This is a genomic window from Halobacterium salinarum DSM 3754, assembly GCF_008124605.1.
Classification (GTDB): domain Archaea; phylum Halobacteriota; class Halobacteria; order Halobacteriales; family Halobacteriaceae; genus Halobacterium; species Halobacterium salinarum.
This window is the reverse complement of sequence record NZ_VRYN01000001.1, coordinates 235645-252777: the sequence shown is the minus strand read 5'-3', so window position 1 is coordinate 252777 and position 17133 is coordinate 235645. Positions and strand designations below refer to the sequence as shown.

Annotated in this window: 20 protein-coding genes; 10 read left to right on the top strand and 10 right to left on the bottom strand. The window is 69.3% G+C overall.

Features of this window, described 5'->3' with window-relative positions:
- Window positions 1-57: 57 nt before the first annotated feature.
- Both APQ99_RS01350 and APQ99_RS01345 read right to left on the bottom strand, forming a co-directional pair.
- On the bottom strand, window positions 58-291 hold the full coding sequence (locus APQ99_RS01350; protein WP_010903321.1) for a hypothetical protein: 234 nt from the start codon (window positions 289-291) through the stop codon (window positions 58-60).
- A 127-nt stretch (window positions 292-418) separates the two neighbouring features.
- A complete protein-coding gene (locus tag APQ99_RS01345) occupies window positions 419-1672 on the bottom strand; it encodes an NAD(P)/FAD-dependent oxidoreductase (protein ID WP_010903320.1) in 1254 nt (417 codons plus the stop codon).
- A gap of 312 nt (window positions 1673-1984) precedes the next feature.
- Here APQ99_RS01345 and APQ99_RS01340 point away from each other — a divergent pair, with 312 nt between their 5' ends.
- From APQ99_RS01340 to APQ99_RS01320, 5 genes are all read left to right on the top strand, one after another.
- Complete coding sequence (locus APQ99_RS01340; protein WP_010903319.1) at window positions 1985-2806, top strand: hypothetical protein; 822 nt, start codon at window positions 1985-1987, stop codon at window positions 2804-2806.
- Entirely contained in the window at window positions 2803-3318 is a 516-nt protein-coding gene (locus APQ99_RS01335) for an Hsp20/alpha crystallin family protein (protein ID WP_010903318.1), read from the top strand. The genes APQ99_RS01340 and APQ99_RS01335 overlap by 4 nt, the downstream gene beginning before the upstream one ends.
- A 138-nt stretch (window positions 3319-3456) precedes the next feature.
- Window positions 3457-3648 (top strand): hypothetical protein, encoded by a 192-nt coding sequence (locus APQ99_RS01330; protein ID WP_010903317.1) that lies wholly within the window; start codon window positions 3457-3459, stop codon window positions 3646-3648.
- A 55-nt stretch (window positions 3649-3703) separates the two neighbouring features.
- The gene (locus APQ99_RS01325; protein ID WP_010903316.1) at window positions 3704-4276 is read left to right on the top strand and encodes a DUF6149 family protein; all 573 of its coding nucleotides are present in this window, start codon (window positions 3704-3706) and stop codon (window positions 4274-4276) included.
- A 119-nt stretch (window positions 4277-4395) separates the two neighbouring features.
- Window positions 4396-4623 (top strand): hypothetical protein, encoded by a 228-nt coding sequence (locus tag APQ99_RS01320; protein WP_049892518.1) that lies wholly within the window; start codon window positions 4396-4398, stop codon window positions 4621-4623.
- 25 nt (window positions 4624-4648) lie between these two features.
- Here the strand turns inward: APQ99_RS01320 and APQ99_RS01315 are convergent, their stop codons facing one another.
- Window positions 4649-4966: a hypothetical protein gene (locus APQ99_RS01315; protein ID WP_010903315.1), complete on the bottom strand. Its 318-nt coding sequence runs from the start codon at window positions 4964-4966 to the stop codon at window positions 4649-4651.
- A 72-nt stretch (window positions 4967-5038) separates the two neighbouring features.
- Window positions 5039-6355: an NAD(P)/FAD-dependent oxidoreductase gene (locus APQ99_RS01310; protein ID WP_010903314.1), complete on the bottom strand. Its 1317-nt coding sequence runs from the start codon at window positions 6353-6355 to the stop codon at window positions 5039-5041.
- Window positions 6356-6475: 120 nt separating this feature from the next.
- Between APQ99_RS01310 and APQ99_RS01305 the strand changes: the two genes are divergently transcribed.
- Together APQ99_RS01305 and APQ99_RS01300 are read left to right on the top strand one after the other, a co-directional pair.
- Complete coding sequence (locus tag APQ99_RS01305; protein WP_010903313.1) at window positions 6476-7381, top strand: homoserine kinase; 906 nt, start codon at window positions 6476-6478, stop codon at window positions 7379-7381.
- A gap of 211 nt (window positions 7382-7592) precedes the next feature.
- Window positions 7593-9677, top strand: a complete 2085-nt coding sequence (locus APQ99_RS01300; RefSeq protein ID WP_010903312.1) for a thermonuclease family protein — start codon at window positions 7593-7595, stop codon at window positions 9675-9677.
- 9 nt (window positions 9678-9686) lie between these two features.
- On the opposite strand, the gene pdxS is transcribed toward APQ99_RS01300, so the two are convergent.
- Window positions 9687-10595 (bottom strand): pyridoxal 5'-phosphate synthase lyase subunit PdxS, encoded by a 909-nt coding sequence (gene pdxS, locus APQ99_RS01295; RefSeq protein ID WP_010903311.1) that lies wholly within the window; start codon window positions 10593-10595, stop codon window positions 9687-9689.
- 198 nt (window positions 10596-10793) lie between these two features.
- Between pdxS and APQ99_RS01290 the strand changes: the two genes are divergently transcribed.
- Complete coding sequence (locus tag APQ99_RS01290) at window positions 10794-11477, top strand: DUF1405 domain-containing protein (RefSeq protein WP_012289383.1); 684 nt, start codon at window positions 10794-10796, stop codon at window positions 11475-11477.
- 1 nt (window position 11478) lies between these two features.
- Here APQ99_RS01290 and APQ99_RS01285 read toward each other — a convergent pair whose 3' ends face one another.
- From APQ99_RS01285 to APQ99_RS01275, 3 genes are read right to left on the bottom strand one after another with little or no spacing between them, the layout of a single operon-like run.
- Entirely contained in the window at window positions 11479-11838 is a 360-nt protein-coding gene (locus tag APQ99_RS01285; RefSeq protein WP_010903309.1) for a DsrE family protein, read from the bottom strand.
- Window positions 11839-11877: 39 nt separating this feature from the next.
- Window positions 11878-12783, bottom strand: a complete 906-nt coding sequence (locus APQ99_RS01280) for an HFX_2341 family transcriptional regulator (RefSeq protein ID WP_049892517.1) — start codon at window positions 12781-12783, stop codon at window positions 11878-11880.
- A 51-nt stretch (window positions 12784-12834) separates the two neighbouring features.
- The gene (locus tag APQ99_RS01275) at window positions 12835-13803 is read right to left on the bottom strand and encodes a hypothetical protein (RefSeq protein WP_010903307.1); all 969 of its coding nucleotides are present in this window, start codon (window positions 13801-13803) and stop codon (window positions 12835-12837) included.
- Here APQ99_RS01275 and APQ99_RS01270 point away from each other — a divergent pair.
- Complete coding sequence (locus tag APQ99_RS01270; protein ID WP_010903306.1) at window positions 13802-14080, top strand: PadR family transcriptional regulator; 279 nt, start codon at window positions 13802-13804, stop codon at window positions 14078-14080. The two genes, APQ99_RS01275 and APQ99_RS01270, sit on opposite strands and share 2 nt — an antisense overlap.
- Window position 14081: 1 nt before the next feature.
- On the opposite strand, the gene APQ99_RS01265 is transcribed toward APQ99_RS01270, so the two are convergent.
- The gene (locus APQ99_RS01265) at window positions 14082-15530 is read right to left on the bottom strand and encodes a sodium:solute symporter family transporter (protein ID WP_148889165.1); all 1449 of its coding nucleotides are present in this window, start codon (window positions 15528-15530) and stop codon (window positions 14082-14084) included.
- 38 nt (window positions 15531-15568) lie between these two features.
- Complete coding sequence (locus APQ99_RS01260) at window positions 15569-15781, bottom strand: DUF3311 domain-containing protein (protein WP_010903304.1); 213 nt, start codon at window positions 15779-15781, stop codon at window positions 15569-15571.
- A 130-nt stretch (window positions 15782-15911) separates the two neighbouring features.
- On the opposite strand from APQ99_RS01260, the gene dnaG reads away from it, so the two are divergent.
- Entirely contained in the window at window positions 15912-17132 is a 1221-nt protein-coding gene (dnaG, locus tag APQ99_RS01255) for a DNA primase DnaG (protein WP_012289379.1), read from the top strand.
- Window position 17133 lies beyond the last annotated feature (1 nt).

The window sequence follows — 17133 nt, the reverse complement described above, 5'->3', positions numbered from 1 at the left end:
ATGGGGTGCGGACGGGAAAAACGGCTTCGGTTGGGGTAGGGGTGTGGCTCGGACCAGTCAGCGCGCGACGGTGATCCGGTAGTAGCTGGTGAACCGTACGACCTCGCCGTCCGTGAACGCCGCTGCGTCGTCGTCGTCGAGGTGGACCGCGCCGCCTGTGGCGGCCTCGTGCAGCGTGTCCTGTGCGTGGTCGTCCAGTTCGTCGAAGTCCCGAACGGGTGCGTGCGTACCGCCGTCGGTGGCGGCTGCACCGGGGGACTCGGCTTTCGTGGCGTGGATCGTTGGATTCATCCGGTCACCGGCACGCGTGTGCCAAGTTACCATACATAGTTCAATGACTTAACTCTATTGGCCGTTCACACGCCATCCGCCACACAGAAACGCCCCGTCGGACACGACACAGCACCGGCGACGCCCGCTACTGCTGTGTCGCCGCGCCGAGCTCGTCCATCTCGAAGTTGTCCTGGAGCAACACGTCCTGTTGGTCCGCCACGACCGCCTCCTCCTTGATGAGCTGCTTGTACTTCGACTGCGGTGCCAGGTTCCCGATCAGAACGCCGCCGACGAGCTGGCCGTCCTTGAACGCCAGCCGCCGCCACTCGTTGTCCCCGTAGGACCGCTCGCAGGTCTCGTCGCCGATCGTCGGGAAGCCAAACGAGAGGAACGGGAAGTCGAAGTGCGTGATCGAGTACGACGACACCCAGCGGAACGGCTCGATCTCCACGTCGTGGCCGCTGTCAGCCAGCATCGTCCGCCCCGCGAGCGCACCCTGCTGCTTCGCGGACCCCCACGACCCGTTCTGCGCGCGCTCGTCGAGGATCGTGTCCCAGTACTGTGTGATGTCGCCGGCCGCGTAGATGTCGTCCACCTCGGTCCGCATGTACTCGTCGACGTGGACGCCGTTCTCGATGGTCGCGTCCGTGTCCTGGAGGATCTCCACGTTGAAATCCAGGCCGATAGCCACCCCGGCGAAGTCGGCGTCGTGGCGGACGCCGTTCCCGTCGACGGCGGCCGCGAGTGCGCCGTCGTCGTCGACCTCGAAGTGATCCACGCCGGACTCGAAGACGGGCTCGACGCCCTTCTCGCGGAGCCCCTCGTGGATGATCTCCGCGCCCGCCTCGCTGAGCGCGTACCGCCACCAGCGGTTCCCCCGCATCAGATACTTGGCGTCGACGTCCTGGCCACCACAGATCGCCGCCAGGTCGATCCCAAGCAGGCCCGCACCGACCACAACCCCGGTGTCGGCCGCCTCGGCGTGCTCCCGGATGCGGCGCGCGTCCTCGAACGTCCAGAAGTGATGGACGCCGTCGGCGTCGGCGTTCTCGACGGGGAGGTCGTTGGGCGTGCCCCCCGCCGCCACCAGCAGCTTGTCGTACTCGATCTCGGTGCCCTCGTGGGTTTCGACCGTGTGGGCGTCCGGGTTGATCCGGGTGACCAGCGTGTTCAACTGGATGTCGATGTCGCGCTCGTCGTACCACTCCGGATCGTGAATGCTGATCGGGGCCTCCGGGAGCTTGCCCTTCGCGTACTCCTTGATGAGAATCCGGTTGTACAACGTCTCCCCTTCGTCTGTGAGGACAGTGATGTCGGCGTCCGGAGCCTCCTCGTGGATGGCTTCGGCGGCGGAGCTGCCCGCGATGCCGTCTCCAATGATCACGTACGATGCGCTCATACTGGGGGGTCACGCCTCCAGGGTTAATGTGGGTTGCCATCTCCTCGCCGGCCGGAATTCCGCCGTATCGTCGCCCCAGCAGTCCCACGCCGCAGCGCCAGCACACGACACCGCCGCCTCGCCGTTCCGCCGGATGGGGTCACGGGGAACACGCCGCCCATCCGACCGCTATATAGCGTTCCCACGCCCTCTATACCGCCAGTTCTGCACTCTGGTGTCGATTCCTGCGCATAATTCAGATAAACTATAATGCTAGTTTATTACCTGTCCCGACGACAGTCCGCATGTCTCCACACCGGAGACGGACCACCAATGCAGGACCAGTCAGGATTCCGCCAGCAGCAGCTATCGACAGCCCAACAGCGCGCACGCCCGGTCGACGCACGATACGCCCAGTCCGGAACGGTCCGCCAACAGCAACCGGCACAGCAGTCCATCGCCCAACAGCAGCCCATGGCCCGCCCGCAGCCGGTAGCCCAGCAACAGCCCGCCGCACAGCAGCCCGCACAACAGGCATACAAGCAGCCCCGCCAGCAGCCGCCGGCCGAACGCGCCCCGAACTCGAAGATGGCAGCGCCACGGCAGCCTTATGCCCAGCAGCCATCCGCACAGCCGGCGCGCTCGATCCCTGCCCAGTCAGCCGCCGCCAACCCGAACGCGCAGCGGACCCCCAGTACCTGGCAGGCCCAGCAGTCGCAGCCGCGCCAGCCACAGTTCCGACAGCCCGCGCAGTCGGCGTTCAGCCAGCCTGCGATCCAGCAGCCCAGCGCCCAGCCCCAGCGGCCGGCGTTCGAGCAGTCCCCGATGTCGCAGTCCCAGCCCGCCCAGCAGGCACCCGCCAGCCAGTTCACCGCACCGGCAAGCGCCCCGTCGATGCGCGGCCAGCCCCAGCAGTCCGTCGAATCAGCGAACACGAAACTGCTGGTGGAGACGCTCGCGCGCCGGCTCGGTCTCACCACCCAGCAGCTCTCACAGGCCGTTCCGCGACTCGACGTTGCGCTCGGCAGCGCCCAGTCGCGCCACCAGCCACAGCTGATGGGGTCGGCTGACAGCCAGCCGATCCGTTCGGAGTCCGTCGCCGACGCGCCCCAGCCAGTGAGCCAGCCGGAGTCCGCGACCACCGAAATCCAATGAGCTACGACCCCCGACTCGTCAACGACGCGCCGCGTGCAGCCGCCACCTGGAGCGCGCCCGAACAGGCCGCACCGGTCGGCGCGGCGGGAATGCCCCGCCAGCAGCCCCAGATGCCCCAACAGCAGCCGGTGCAGGACGGGGCCAGCCAGCGCCAGGCTGCCACCATCGACCAGCAACCGCCCGCCGCCACGCCCAACGTCGACGTCATCGAATCCGAGGCGGAGGTCGTCGTGATGATCGAAGTCCCGGGGTTCTCCAAGGACGAGATCACGGTCCAGGCCGACGCGAGCAACCTCTACGTGACCGCCGAGCGTTCGAACGACCCACAGATGGGGATCGAGGGCGACGACAACGTGTTGCTCCGGGAATGCCCGGATCGCCTTGAGCGCGCCATCACGCTCCCCAACTACATCGATCCCGGGGAGGCAACGGCCGAGCACGTCGACGGCGTCTGTCACGTCACTGTGCCGAAAGACGAGGCCGAGCGCCAACACGAGATCGCCTTCCAGTAGCCAGCCAGCCGACCACACGCCGCGTTTTTTCCGGGCGACCGTGCCACGATCCCCCGGGACCCGAAACGGTCTTTGTGACTGACCACGTATGGGGGGTAGGGCTAGGTGCCGCGGTCACCGCGGGCCTACTGAGTACCGATGTCACAGGATTATCGTCTCGTCTCCACACTCGTTCGCGCCGGCGACAGCCTGCCGTGTCCAGCGGAAGCCGATCCCGTTGTGCAACCAACCAGCACGCCAGGACTGTTACGGGTGACATACCTCAAGGAAGTCACCCGTGTGCCGTTCGCCGAACCCACCCGCGACGCCGACGTGGCGTACGTCGAGTGACCGCGCGGCCACCGGTGTCGGGACGTTCTTGAGTCCGGCCGCCGTACAGGCGTGCATGAAGCTCCGCCAGAACCTTCGCCATTTCGCCTCACAGAAGGCGCTTGAAGTGCCGGGATTGCGCGACGTCGTCCACGACAAGCTCGTCGACATCCACACGAGCATCTTCCTCGATAAGGCGACCGAGGCGCGCCGCGACGAGCGGGAAGCCCACCTCGATGGGTTCTTCGACGCGTCGATGGAGATGTATCTCGTCGCGTTGCAGTCCGGGCTTCCGGAGGCCCAGGCCCGAGAGATCACGCATATCGTCGCCAACTTCGACTTCTACAACCACGGCTGGACGGAGATGATGGAGTTCCCCGGCGACGAGCTCCGCGACCATTACGACCGCCACGCCGACTTCTTCGACGAGCACGACATCACCATCGACAACCCGCTGGGCGCGTTCCAGCCGGCCGACGGCATCCCGGACGCCCCGGCAACCCCTGAGAAGCTCGCCGACGCCGACTTCGAGAACGCCGCCGCCGGCTTCGAGGACGACGTGTACGTCGAAACCGACGACGGCATCCAGAAGGGCGGTGTCGACGAACCCGACGACGTCGACCCCGAGGACAGCCCGTTCGCCGAGTAGTCGAGCACCGCCGCCCGACCGGGCTGGGGGTCGTGACGACCTCGAAGCCACCGGCGCTGTCGCCGGTCAGCCGTGTCGAAGCCACCAGAGCTAAGTGGGGTTCGGGCGACCAGCCTGACGTGACAGCCCCGCCCTCCCCGGAGACCGTCACGACGTACCTCGAAGACGGTGCTCGCATCGCCGGCATCCTCCTCGTCTGGGGTGTGTTGACCTGGTTCTTCCGGTACGGCCTCACGGCGTTCCCCGGGCTCGATGTCGTGTTCGGCTTCGTCGGTGTCCTGAACGCGGTTCTGTACGTGGCGTACCGCACGCTCGACTACCACCACGCGCTCGCCGAAGACGGGTAGCCGGCACACCCCGCGGAATCGGCGCTCACCCGGCGTGGTCGACTCGTCGGCCGCGTCGGGCCGCGACCCAGCCGCCGACTCTCGCGCCGAGGACGCCGACGACTGCGGCGAGCGCGAGCGCGAGCGCTGCGGCCGCGCTGGTGGCTCCGACGACGAACGCGCGACCGGCGGCCAGGTACCCGGCGACGAGTCCGGCGACCGCGACGGCGTCCAGCGGGAACTCGCGGCCGCCACCGGACAGCCAGTAGAGCGCGGCCGTCACGGGCATCGACGCGACGCCGCCGAACAGGGCGTCCCGCCACGTCTCGGAGAGTCGACCGTCGTCGGGGCTGCGTCGGACCATACGGCGGCGGACGGCAGCGACGATAAAAAAGACCAGTGTGAGTTCGCCGCTCGTGCAGTCGGCCGAGCGGGACTACGCGCCGTCCAGAATCCGGTCGGCGGCTTCGTTGCCGGCGACGATGCCGCCGTTCAGCGACCGCTCGGGGTACTGCGCGCGGCTCGCCATGCCCGCGTAGTAGACGCCGTCGTGGCCCTCGCTGGCGAGGTCGTAGGGCACCACCATGTCGAGGTAGCCGCGCTCGTAGACCGGTGCCGTTCGGGGGTTCCGGTTCGTCTCCACCCAGTTCACCGATTCGCGGTCGAAGTCGGGGAACAGCGCCTCGATGCCCGACAGCCAGTGCTCGCGGACCTCCTCGTCGCTCATCTGCCACACCTCGTCGTCGCGACTCTGGACGTACTTCGGGACGTACAGCAGGTGTTCGCCGCCGTAGCGGGCCGGGTCGATGAAGTTCGTGTGCTCGATGAGCGCGCCGAAGGGCGCGTCGTCGGCGATGTTCAGCCAGTACGTGTCCGTCAGCGCCTCGTCCATCGAAACGATGGAGCAGACGGTTCCCTGGAAGGTGATGTCGCACTCGTAGCCGGTCAGGGATTCGAGCACGGTGGGCATCGCCGCCACGATCACGCCGTCGGCGTCGACGCGCTCGGTGCCCGCCTCGCTGTCGACAGTGACGCCCGTGACATCGCCCGCGTCGTCGCGCTGGATGGCGGTGACACGCGCCCCGGTTTCGATGTGTTCGCGGCCCACGTCCTCAACGAGCGCGTCCAGCAGCCGGCCGAACCCGCCGTCGAGGTAGCCCAACGGCTCGCCGCGCAGCAGGTCGCGCTCGCCCCGGAACTTGATGCGGCCCAGCAGCCACGCCGCGCTCACGTCGTCCATCCGGCTCCCGAACTTCGCTTCCAACAGCGGCTCGAAGAACTGCTCGTAGACGCCCCGCGTCGTGTGCTCGCAGAGGAACTGTTCGACGCCGACGTGCTCGAAGTCCGTCAGGTCCTCGTAGGTGTCGAACGACGGCAGGCCGCCCCGCACGTCGAGTTCCTGTGTCAGCATCGCCAGCCGGGCGGTGTCGTAGAGGGACAGATGCGGGAACGCCAGGATCTCCCAGGGCGTGTCCATCGGGTGGACGGTGCCGTCCACGTAGTAGGCGTTCTTCCCGATGGGCCACCGGAGGTCGTCGCCCAGCCCGAGCTCCTCGATGCGGTCGATGATGGTCTCCTCGGCGGCCGAGAGGTGGTGGTAGAACGCTTCGATGGGGTCGCCGGCTGTTTCGTGCGTGGCCGCCAGCCCTCCGACGGTGGCCGACGCCTCGAACACGCGGGCGTCGACGCCGTGTTGTTGGAGGCGTCGCGCAGCCGAGAGGCCAGCGATGCCGCCGCCAACGATAGCAATCATACCTTGGGGTCGCGTGGCAACCGGGGTCAGCGTTACGGTCGACCGCCACGCCGCCGTCCGTGTGAGACGTTGGTTCCCCCCGTCAGCGTTTTCCTCGCCCACAGCCGACGTTACGCCAGCATGGTTGTCACGGTGCGTGCGCCCGCGACGAGCGCGAATCTCGGCAGCGGGTTCGACGTGTTCGGGGTCGCGTTGTCGAAGCCCGCCGATGTCGTTCGAGTCGAGCGCGCCGACACAACGACAATCACTGTCACCGGGGCGGGCGCACAGTACGTGCCCACCGACCCACAGGAGAACACCGCCGGCGTCGTCGCCGCAGCGCTCGACGCGCCGGCCACGATCCACATCAACAAGGGCGTGCGGCCGTCCTCCGGGCTGGGGTCGTCGGCGGCCAGCGCGGCGGCCGCGACCGTCGCGCTCGCGGAGCTGTACGACCGCCCGCTCGACGACGACGCGCTCGTTCGCGCGGCCGCCCAGGGGGAGGCGGCGGCGTCCGGCGTCGCGCATGCCGACAACGTCGCTCCCGCCATTCTCGGTGGGTTCACCATCGTCCGCGAGGACGGCATCGAGCACGTCGACGCCAGCCTCGCGCTTGCGGTCTGCCTGCCAGAGACGACCGTCTCAACGCGCGATGCGCGCGGCGTCGTCCCCGAGTCGGCGGCCATGGAGGCCGTTGTCTCCACCGTGGAGTCGGCCGCCACGCTCACGCTCGGCATGTGTGAAAACGACCCACAGCGGGTCGGCCGCGGCGTCGAGGACGCACTCGTCACGCCGGCGCGTGCCCGACTCATGGACGGGTACGAGGCGGCGTCCGCGGCCGCCCGCGACGCCGGTGCGACCGGCGTGACGATCAGCGGCTCCGGGCCGGGCGTTGTGGCGGTCTGTCGTCGGCGCGACCGCAAGCGCGTCGCCGCCGCGCTCGTGGACGGCTTCGATTCGGCGGGGGTCGCTGCGTCGGCCTACCAGACGCGCATCGGCGACGGTGCCACACGGCTGGCAGCCGATGGTGACGACCGCGCGCCGTGACTGGTGGCAGCCACGGGCGCGCTCCGGAGTCCGCTATAGTTATATTGTCAAGAAAACACGGGTATGAGCGACTCTTGAGACGTATTCCCAACCCAAACACCGGGGTTTTTTGTTGGTTTGGAGCGGCGTAACTGGTATCCGGGCGGCGGCGCATCGCAGCCGGGCCGACGACGGATGGCACGTCTCAGCCCACACAGAGACATCCACACCAATGCACAGACGGCAGTTCTTGACCGGGCTTGGCATCTCCCTCGGTGGTGCCACAGTCGGGTCTTCCACCCGGGCGCGCACAGTCATCACAGACACAACCGCAGCGACGGCCGACGACCGTGTCGACGAACTCCTCTTCGATTCGTCGGCGGGCCTCCTGGCCGCCCCCCGCACTGACGGCGGCGATCCGGGATTCCTCCCGGACGCCCAGATCGTGGCCGCGGCCGAGCCGACCGCAACGACCGTCGACCGCGACGGCAACGACGACACCACCGCGTACCCCGACGGCGAGACGATCCCACTGATGGCCGTCGACGGCTCCGTGGTCGCGTTCGCCGCGCCGTTTGCCCCGGACGACAGCGACGCCGGGTCGTACGGCAACGAGGACGTGTTGCTGAACGTCTTCGACGCCTACGCCGACGCGGGCACGATCTACTGGGACGACGGCCACGACCAGTTCTACGACCGCGCCTCGCACTCGGCGGTGGCCGCGCGCGCCGACACCGCGGGCCACACGGTCGCCGCGACGACCGACATCGCCGACGCGGTCACCCGTGAGGACGCCGCCGCGGCCGTCGTCACGTCCCCCGCCGACCCGTTCAGTGCCGCCGAACAGGACGCGCTGGCGGCGTTCGCCGCCGACGGCGGGCTCGTGGTGTTGATGAGCCAGTCGGACTATAAGAACTACGACGCCACGGCATCGCTCAACGACCTCGCCGACGGCATCGACACCACCATCCGGTTCAACGACACGCAGGTCACCGACGACCAGCACAACGCCGGCGCGGCGTTCGCGCCGACGACGGCGACGTTCCCCAGCGACGACTACGCGTCGCTGCTGGCGGCTCGCACTGACGGGACCGACGATGTCACGATCACCGCCGACGAAACGTACACCGTCGACGTGGTTCGGGTTACCGACGGCGACACTGTCGACGTGCGGTTCCGAGACGGCACGACCGACACGGTTCGCATCGTCGGCATCGACACACCGGAAACCGGCCAGACGACCGAGCGGGTCGCCGAATACGAGGGCATCACTGACGCCGCCGCGCTGAAAGCCCGCGGCGACGCCGCGACCGCGTACGCACGGGACGCGCTCGGCGGACAGACGGTCACGCTGTCCTTCGATGCGGGCGGGCCAGCGCGCGGCGACTACGGCCGCCTCCTGGGGTATCTCACGCTCCCGGACGGCACCACGTACAACCGCCGCGCCGTCGCCGACGGCATGGCGCGCGTCTACGCCTCCGCGTTCTCCCAGTACGACGACTACTGGGCGGCCGAAGCCACAGCCCGGGCCGCCGGCGACGGGCTGTGGGAGCTCTCGGATCCGACCGCCATCGACGGCCCCGACAGTCGATCCGTCGAGTCGCTGTTCTTCCCCGATCCGGTCGCGGTGACCGGCGGCCAGACAGTGGTCGCGTCGGCCGACAGCACGCCCCTCGTCACCGCCGATGCTGCCGCCCGCGTCGCCGCGGTCGGCGGCCCGCTCATCGACGAGGGGTTCGAGCCCGCCGAGTCCGACGGTGCCGCCACGAACGAGGGCCACGACGTCTCGATGTTCGTCGCCGAGCTCATCGACTGCCTCGCTGCGGACGGCTTGTCCGCGCCCGTGCTCGTCGACGGCGGCCACGGCCAGTTCGGCAGCGACGCCGCGCTCTCCGCGGAGGACGTGGCGTACTTCCAGCGGTTCCTCGAAGGCTGGTCGCCGGCCGGCGTGGATCTGGACGGCGTCACCACCCTCCCCCACGACACCGGGCCGGCGCTCTGTCACGACGACGGCACGCCGGCCGCGAGCGCGCTCATCGTCTCGTCGCCCACGACCGCGTTCACGGCGGCTGAGCGCCGCGCTGTCGCCGACTTCGCCGACGCCGGGGGCGCTGTCATCCTCATCGGGTCGGCGGCCGACACCGACGCGCTGGTGCGGTTCGCGCCGCTCACCGATGCACTGGATACGACCGTCGGATTCACCACGACGCCGGTCACCGACCGGACACACAACCTCGGCGGCGATCCCACGCGGCCGACGACGACGGCACTCACGGAGCCGGCCGCCGTGCTCGGCTCGAACGCGACCTCGCAGTAGCCGCGGCGCCTAGTTCCCGCGGTCCTGCATCCGCTCGTCCTCGGGCAGGTCGGCGTTCGGGTCGCCCTGCATGCCCTCCCCGATGTTCGACGCGATCTCCGCGAGGCGCTCGGGGTCGTCGTGGTTGTTCACGGCGTCCACGACCGCCCGGCCCATGGCCTCGGGGTTCTCTGCGCCGAAGATCCCTGAACCGACGAAGATGCCGTCACAGCCGTGATGCATCATCAGCGCCGCGTCGGCCGGCGTCGCGATGCCGCCCGCCGCGAAGTTGACCACCGGCAGCCGCCCCATCTCCGCGGTCTCGTGCACGAGCTCTCGGGGGGCTTCGTGGTCGCGGGCCCACATGTCCCGCTCCTCGTAATCCATGCCTTCGAGCTTGCGGATGGCGGATTTGATGTTGCGCTGGTGGTGGACCGCCTGGTTGACGTCACCGGTGCCGGCCTCCCCCTTGGTGCGGATCATCGCCGCGCCCTCGTCGATGCGGCGCAGCGCCTCCCCGAGGTTGCGCGCCCCGCAGACGAACGGCGCGGTGAACTCGCGCTTGTCGATGTGGTACTCGTCGTCGGCGGGCGTCAACACCTCGCTTTCGTCGATCATGTCCGCGCCCACCGCCTGCAGGATTTCGGCCTCCTTGCGGTGGCCGATCCGGGACTTCCCCATCACCGGGATCGACACCTCCTCGATGATGCCGGTCAGGCTCGCCGGGTCGGCCATCCGCGCCACGCCGCCGCGCTTCCGAATGTCCGCCGGCACGGCCTCAAGGTTCATCACAGCAACCGCACCCACGTCCTCAGCGATGCGCGCCTGCTCGCGGTTCACAACGTCCATGATGACGCCGCCCTTCTGCATCTTCGCGAACCCGCGTTTCACCAGCTCGCTGCCGCGCCGCAGTTCCTCGAGGTCGGTTTCCGTTGCCATACCATACCGTTGGTTTGGGAGTGCTTAATTGGGCCGGTTGCGGAACGACCTGAACGCAGCGTCACGCCGCCAGCACGCCCCCGACACCGCTCGCTCCGGCGGCCGGCTTCCCCGGCGCTGACGGCCGTGTGACCGCCACTGGCACCCGCCCGGACCGCAAGCGCTATGCGGCGACCGCGCGACCGTCGCCACGTACCGATGCCGACTCGTGACGCCGCCGAGACGACGCCCGACGACACGCTCCCGTGGTACGTCGCCCCGCTCCCGACGCGACTGGAGGACCTCGCGCTCCGGCTGGCGTGGGTCATCGCCGCGATCAACGTCGCAGGCACCGTCTTCGGGTTCTGGTACTACCGCATACAGCTCGCGGACACGCCGCTGGCGGCCTGGATCTTCGTGCCCGACAGCCCGACGGCAACGCTGTTCATCGCGGCCTCGTTGGTGGCGTACAAGCTCGACTGGGACGCCGACTGGCTGCACGCGCTGGCGTTTTTCGGCTGTCTCAAACTCGGCCTGTGGACGCCGTTCGTCCAACTCGTCGTGAACGGCCAGGGCGCGCTCTGGTGGGGCATGTACTGGTTCCTGGTGCTCAGTCACTTCGGGATGGCCGTCGAGGCGTTCATCGTCCACCGCTACGCGACGTTCTCGGTGCCCGCCGTCGGGGTGGCGCTGGCGTGGTACGGCATCAACGACCTCCTCGATTACTTCCTGGGTGTGCTCGGTGGCCCCCACCACACGCTCCTGCGCGCCGAACTCGGGGCCGAAGCTCCCCACGCCCTGTACGCCCACGACATCGCGGCCGCCTGCGCGGTGGCGCTCACCATGCTCGCGACCTACCTCGCGCTCGCCACCCACATCCACGCCACCGAGCACCGCCGGTGACTCACGGCAGCTTCAACATCCGTGCGCCGTCCTCCTGGGCGCGCAGCACCTCCGCGACGCCGGACGGAACCACGGTGACGCCGGACACGAACTCGGCGTTGGTGTAGTCGAAGCGCGCCACCGAGCGCTCGCAGACGGCCACGGTGACGCCCGCCGCGAGCATCTGCGCGACGTTCTCGGCTTCGGGTGCTGACGCGCGCAAGAACCGGACTCCCGGCCCGTTGACGACCACCTCGATGGCCTCCGGCGGGGTTTCGACGCTCGCGTCCTGCACGAGGTTCGCGAGGTTCTGCAACGCCATCGTCCACCCCGACACCGTCTCCGCCGTGATATGCACCACGACACCGGACTGACTGCTCATACACCGCGTGGTTGGAGTGACGCCCGCATAACCCTGCCGTCACTCCCCGGTGCCGGTGTTCTCGTGGGCGCGCACCCACAGCTGGCCGATGCGGGACAGCCACGTCCGGTAGGATTTCCCGTGTTCCTCGCGCTCGACGTACCCCTTCCCGCCCGGTCCGAGTTTGTCAACGGTGTAGGTCACCTTCGACCGGAAGCTGTCGGTGTACTCCTCGTTGAGGTCGTCGGCCAGCGCCGCCGCCAGCTCGCTGACCGACTCGAAGGTGCCGTGCTCGCCGAGGGTGAACAGGATCACCTCCTCGAAGGGCTTGACGTTCGAGAACGACGCCACGGGCAACTCCACGATGTGGCTGCCCCCGATCTCCTTGGCGCCGATGGTGGTGCCGCGCTCGTCGAACTCCGCGAGCAGATCGCGGGCCGCGGTCAGGCGCTCGTCGACCGCGTCCGCGTCGACGTCGCCGTCGGCCACCGACTCAAGCAGGGCGGCGCTGGCGCGTAACTCCTCGGCGAGCTCGGTTTCCAGATACTTCTCGGGGGCCGTGTAGTAGGTGTGGATGCGGTCGCGGTCCTCGGGCTGTTCGACCATCATCGAGTGGGCGGCCGTCGCGAACGCGAACGAGACGGTGCGGGGCATCGACGCGATGTTCACCCACACCTCGCCGTCGGGGTCGGCGTCGAGAACGTCGTCGATGAGCGCGAACGCCTGCTCGAAGGCCGCGTCGTAGTCGTACACGTCGACCACGGACACGCGGTCGGTGTCCGCGCCCAGTAGGTTCCGGAAGTCCTGTTCGAGTTTCTCGGAGATGCGCTGGCTGTACTCCACGTTCGCCTGACTCCCCACGGCCCCCTCCAGGAGAATCACGCGGTCGACCTGTAACTGCTCGCGCACCAGTGGCGCGATCAGCCGGTCGTAGTCGAAGCCGACCGGGACGACGTGCGTCTGCATGCCTTCGGCTTGGAGCATCGGCGGCAAAAGGCTACCGTGGCGGCCGCGCGACTACGCCGGGAACGACACGCTAAGCGCGCCCTCGATGCGGGGCGACCCGAGCAGGCTCGGTCGCGGGACGGCTGACGCCACCTTCAGCCCGGCTCGCCCGTCGTTCACGTAGACGTAGAGTTGGCGGTAGCGGACCGCGTGCGCGACCACGCCGTCGAGGGGCCACCGGTAGGTCTCCCCGCCCCCCTCGTATTTCCGGGTTCCCTTGCGCGCTCTCGTGTCGTCGGTCTGGACCGCGTGGACGACGCCCGCGAGTGTCAGCCGGTCCGCGGACGGCGAGCCCTCGGCCGCCGCCAGTAGCGGGCGCGCGAGCGCCAGGTCGCGGTCCGCTTTGGGCTCGCCGTCGGGCAGGACGCGCTCCCGGACCGCATCCGGGTCGTCGAGCGCGGCCGGGTCGAGTCCCGTCGCGTCGGCCACCGAGTCGGGCGGCCGTACCGGGCCGCTCGCGAGCTTCCAGCCGTGGCCGGAGTCGATGCCACGAGTTCCCGACGCACCGGTGCCACGGACGCCCAGGCGGTGAGTGTCGAGCAGGCCGCCGCTCCCGAACGGTGTCGACCGCCGGCCGACCGCGACGGCGAGCACGTCGACGCCCACCTCCTTCGCGGAACCGACGTCGTCGCCGATGTACCGGACACCGACCAGCTGTGTCACGTCCGCGCCGGGCAGGTCGGGCGAGTGGACTGCGGTCCAGGACGCGCCCGGCTCCGGCGGCTCGTCCGCCGAGCGCGCGGCCGTCTCCGCTACCGACGAGCGGTGGACGGGGTTGTCGGTGCCGTACGCGAACGCGCCGGCGGTGACGGCGGCGCCGCCGCCGAGCAGCTGGCGCCTGGTCAGTCGTCTGTCGTCGTCCGTGTCCATCTGTCCGGAGACGGAGCCCCAACCCAGGTGTATCTTGTGGCTGGCGTCGTCGCCTGCGAACGCGGCGGACACCGCCAGCAGTAATACCCGCGCGCTCCCACCGTCGACCATGAGCAAGTGGCTGGCGTCCGGGCTGCGACGCGATGTCTGCGTCGTGGTGGCTGGCGAGGGGTCCCCCACCCAGCAGTCCGTGAAACGCGCCGTCGAACGCAAACACGACGACCGCATCGACCCCCAGCGCTTCGTGGGCGTGATCCGCAAGCTGGAGTCCGCGGGCATCATCGAGCGCGAACGCGACGGCCTCCACGACCGGCTGCTGTTGACCGACGCCGGCCAGCGCCGGCTCCGGGAGCACCACGCCTGGGTGGCCGACTACCTCGACGACTGACTCAGTCCGCGCGCAACGCGTCGACGTACGCGCTCGCGTTCTCCGTGTCGCTGGGCGCCGTCACGGCCGAGACGCCGACGGTCAACACGACGCCGAGGGGGAGGCCGACGACCTGCGCGAACCACCCAAAGTACGACGACGCGATGATCGGGACGCCGGCCAGCGTGACCGGCGGCCCGAAGACGGTCGCGAGGTAGAACGCCTGGGTGCCCAGGACGCCGGCGAACATCCCGGCTTTCGTGGTCCGGCGCCAGTACATCGCCAACGCGACCGGCGGCGCGAGCTGGGCGAACCCACCGAAGGCGGTTGAGCCGACCTCAAGCAGGCTGCCGGGCCGCAGGAGGCTGCCGCCGAACGCCGCGACGGCGAACGCCGCAACGCCGACGCGGCCCAGGGTGTCCTCGCGGCGGGCGGTGGCGTCGGCGTTCACGAACGGCCGGTAGATGTCCCGCGTGAAGTACGACGACCCCGACAGCAGCATGGAATCACTGGACGACATCATCGCGGCGAGCGCGCCCGCAACGACGAGCGCGGCGAACCAGCCGGGCGTGTACTCGCTGAGGAGGATGGGGACGATGTTCTCGCCGTCGGGCAGCGGGAGCCCAACGCCGTTGGCCCACGCGCCCATCAGGAACGCCGGCACGAACAGCAACACGACCAGCAGCGGCCAGATCGCGAACGTGCGCTTGAGGGTGCGTTTGGAGTCCGCAACGAAGAACCGCTGGTTCACTTGCGGGAACATCGAGACGCCGACGGCGATGCCGATGGCCTGGGAGAGCATCCACTGCGGGGAGTACGCGCCGCCGCCGAGCGCGCGGAACTCGGTGGGGAGTGCGCCCGCCAGCCCGCCGGTGGTGCCCGCGATCTCGGCGGCCACCCAGACGAACGCCACCCACGTGATGCCGAGCATGAACACGCCCTGCAGGGTGTCCGTCCACGCGACGCCGCGCATCCCGGAGATGGCGACGTACACGACCATGAACAGCGTGATGAACCCGGCACCCGCCCAGTAGGGGACCGCGCCACCGGTGAGGCCAACCAGCGCTTCCCCGGCACCGATCTGCTGGAGCATCACGTACGGGAACAGCCAGAAGATGCTGACGCCCGCGACCAGCCCGCGCAGGCCCCGGGAGCCGAAGCGGTCGCCGAGCATCTCGCCGAGCGTGACGTAGCCGTTGGCCTTGCCCAGCAGCCACTGTCGGTAGCCCAGGACGTACCACAGCAGCCCGAACAGCACGCCGTCCATGAGGCCCATGACGAGGATCCACTCGGGGCCGTTGGCGTACGCGATGTTCGGCCCGGCGAAGAACGTGAACGCCGACAGCAGCGTGGCGAACGTGGTGAACAGGAGCACGCCGGTGCCCAGGCCACGCCCGGCGAGGTAGTAGTCCTCGGCGTCCCGGTCGGTGACGCGGTACGCGACGAGACCGACCGCCAGCGCCACCACCATGTAGCCAGCCACCACACCGAGCTCCAGGGCCACGCCGCTCACTGTCGCTCACCCGTCACGAACAACCCCCAGTCGCGGCGCGCGAACGCCCCGAACGCGAGCGCGGTCACGCCCATCCAGGCGATGTGCCACCACAGCCAGACCGGGAGGCCAGCGACGAGCGTGTCGCTGCGCCAGAGGAACCACGGGACGGCAAGCCCGAGCAACACGACGAAACAGCCACCCCAGCCGAGCGCGCGCCATGTTCGCATGGAATCATGGTACGCGTCCCATCCCGGGTTAATCATTGGGTTCCGGGGGTGGCTGCCAGGACGCCGGTTTCATGCCGCTCACGACAGGTATTTGACGACCCCCGTCATACAACAATGCAACACGAAACCGATGGAAGACACCGCCAAATACCTCATTCACGCGGACTTCGTCGTTGACGGCGTCGTCGAGCGCAGCGACGTCGTCGGTGCCGCGTTCGGGCAGACCGAGGGGCTGCTCGGCGACGACCTCGCGATCCCCGACCTCCAGGACTCCGCGAAGCTCGGCCGCATCGACGTCTCCGTGGACAGCGAGGGCGGCCAGTCGTTTGGCGACATCACCATCGCATCCAGTCTCGACCGCGTCGAAACCGCGACGCTTGCGGCGGCCCTCGAAGCCGTCGAACGCATCGGGCCGTGTCGCGCCGACGTCGAAGTCGACCGCATCGAGGACGTGCGCGCCGCCAAGCGCCGCGAAGTCGTCGACCGCGCGAAAGAACTGCTCGCGACCGCCTTCGACGAGGGCGCGATCAACGCCGACGACATCCTCGACGAGGTCCGGGAGAGCGTTCGCGTCGACGACATCACCGACTACGACGGCTATCCGGCCGGCCCGAACGTCGACTCCAGCGACGCCGTCGTGATCGTGGAGGGCCGCGCCGACGTCGTCACCCTCCTGAAATACGGCATCAAGAACGCCGTCGCCGTCGAAGGCACCAACATCCCCGACGCCATCGCGGCGCTCTCCCGGGAGAAGACCGCGACGGCGTTTCTCGACGGCGACCGTGGCGGCGACATGATCCTGCGCGAACTCGGACAGGTCGGCAGCTTGGACTTCGTCGCGCGCGCCCCGATGGGGGAGTGTGTCGAGGACCTCTCCCGGCGGACCGTCGACTCCGCGCTCCGGAACAAAACCCCGGCGTCGGCCGCCGCCCCGATCGCCACCACCCAGTCCGAAACCGCCGCCACGGACGGCAGCGCAACGCCGGCGCCCACCCCCGAGCCGGCGCCGGACACAGCGCCCTCTCCGGACAGCGACGGCGACGACACCGAGGCGGCCGCGCCGCCGACGCTCGCCGAGCACGCCCGCGCGGTCGCGGACACCGAGACCGCACGCCTTCTCGACGACGCGCTCGCCCGCATCCGGGAGGTCCCAGCGGCTGAGGTCGTCGACGCCGTCGCCGACGCCGACTCCGTGCCGGCGGTCGTCGTCGTGGACGCCACGATCACCCAGCGCCTGCTCGATGTCGCCGCTCAGCGCGGCGTCGCGTCGCTGATCGGTGCCGACACCGACGAGTTCGTCAAACAGCCGCTTGCCACGCGCGTTCGCACCCTCGACGACGCCCGCACCTGAC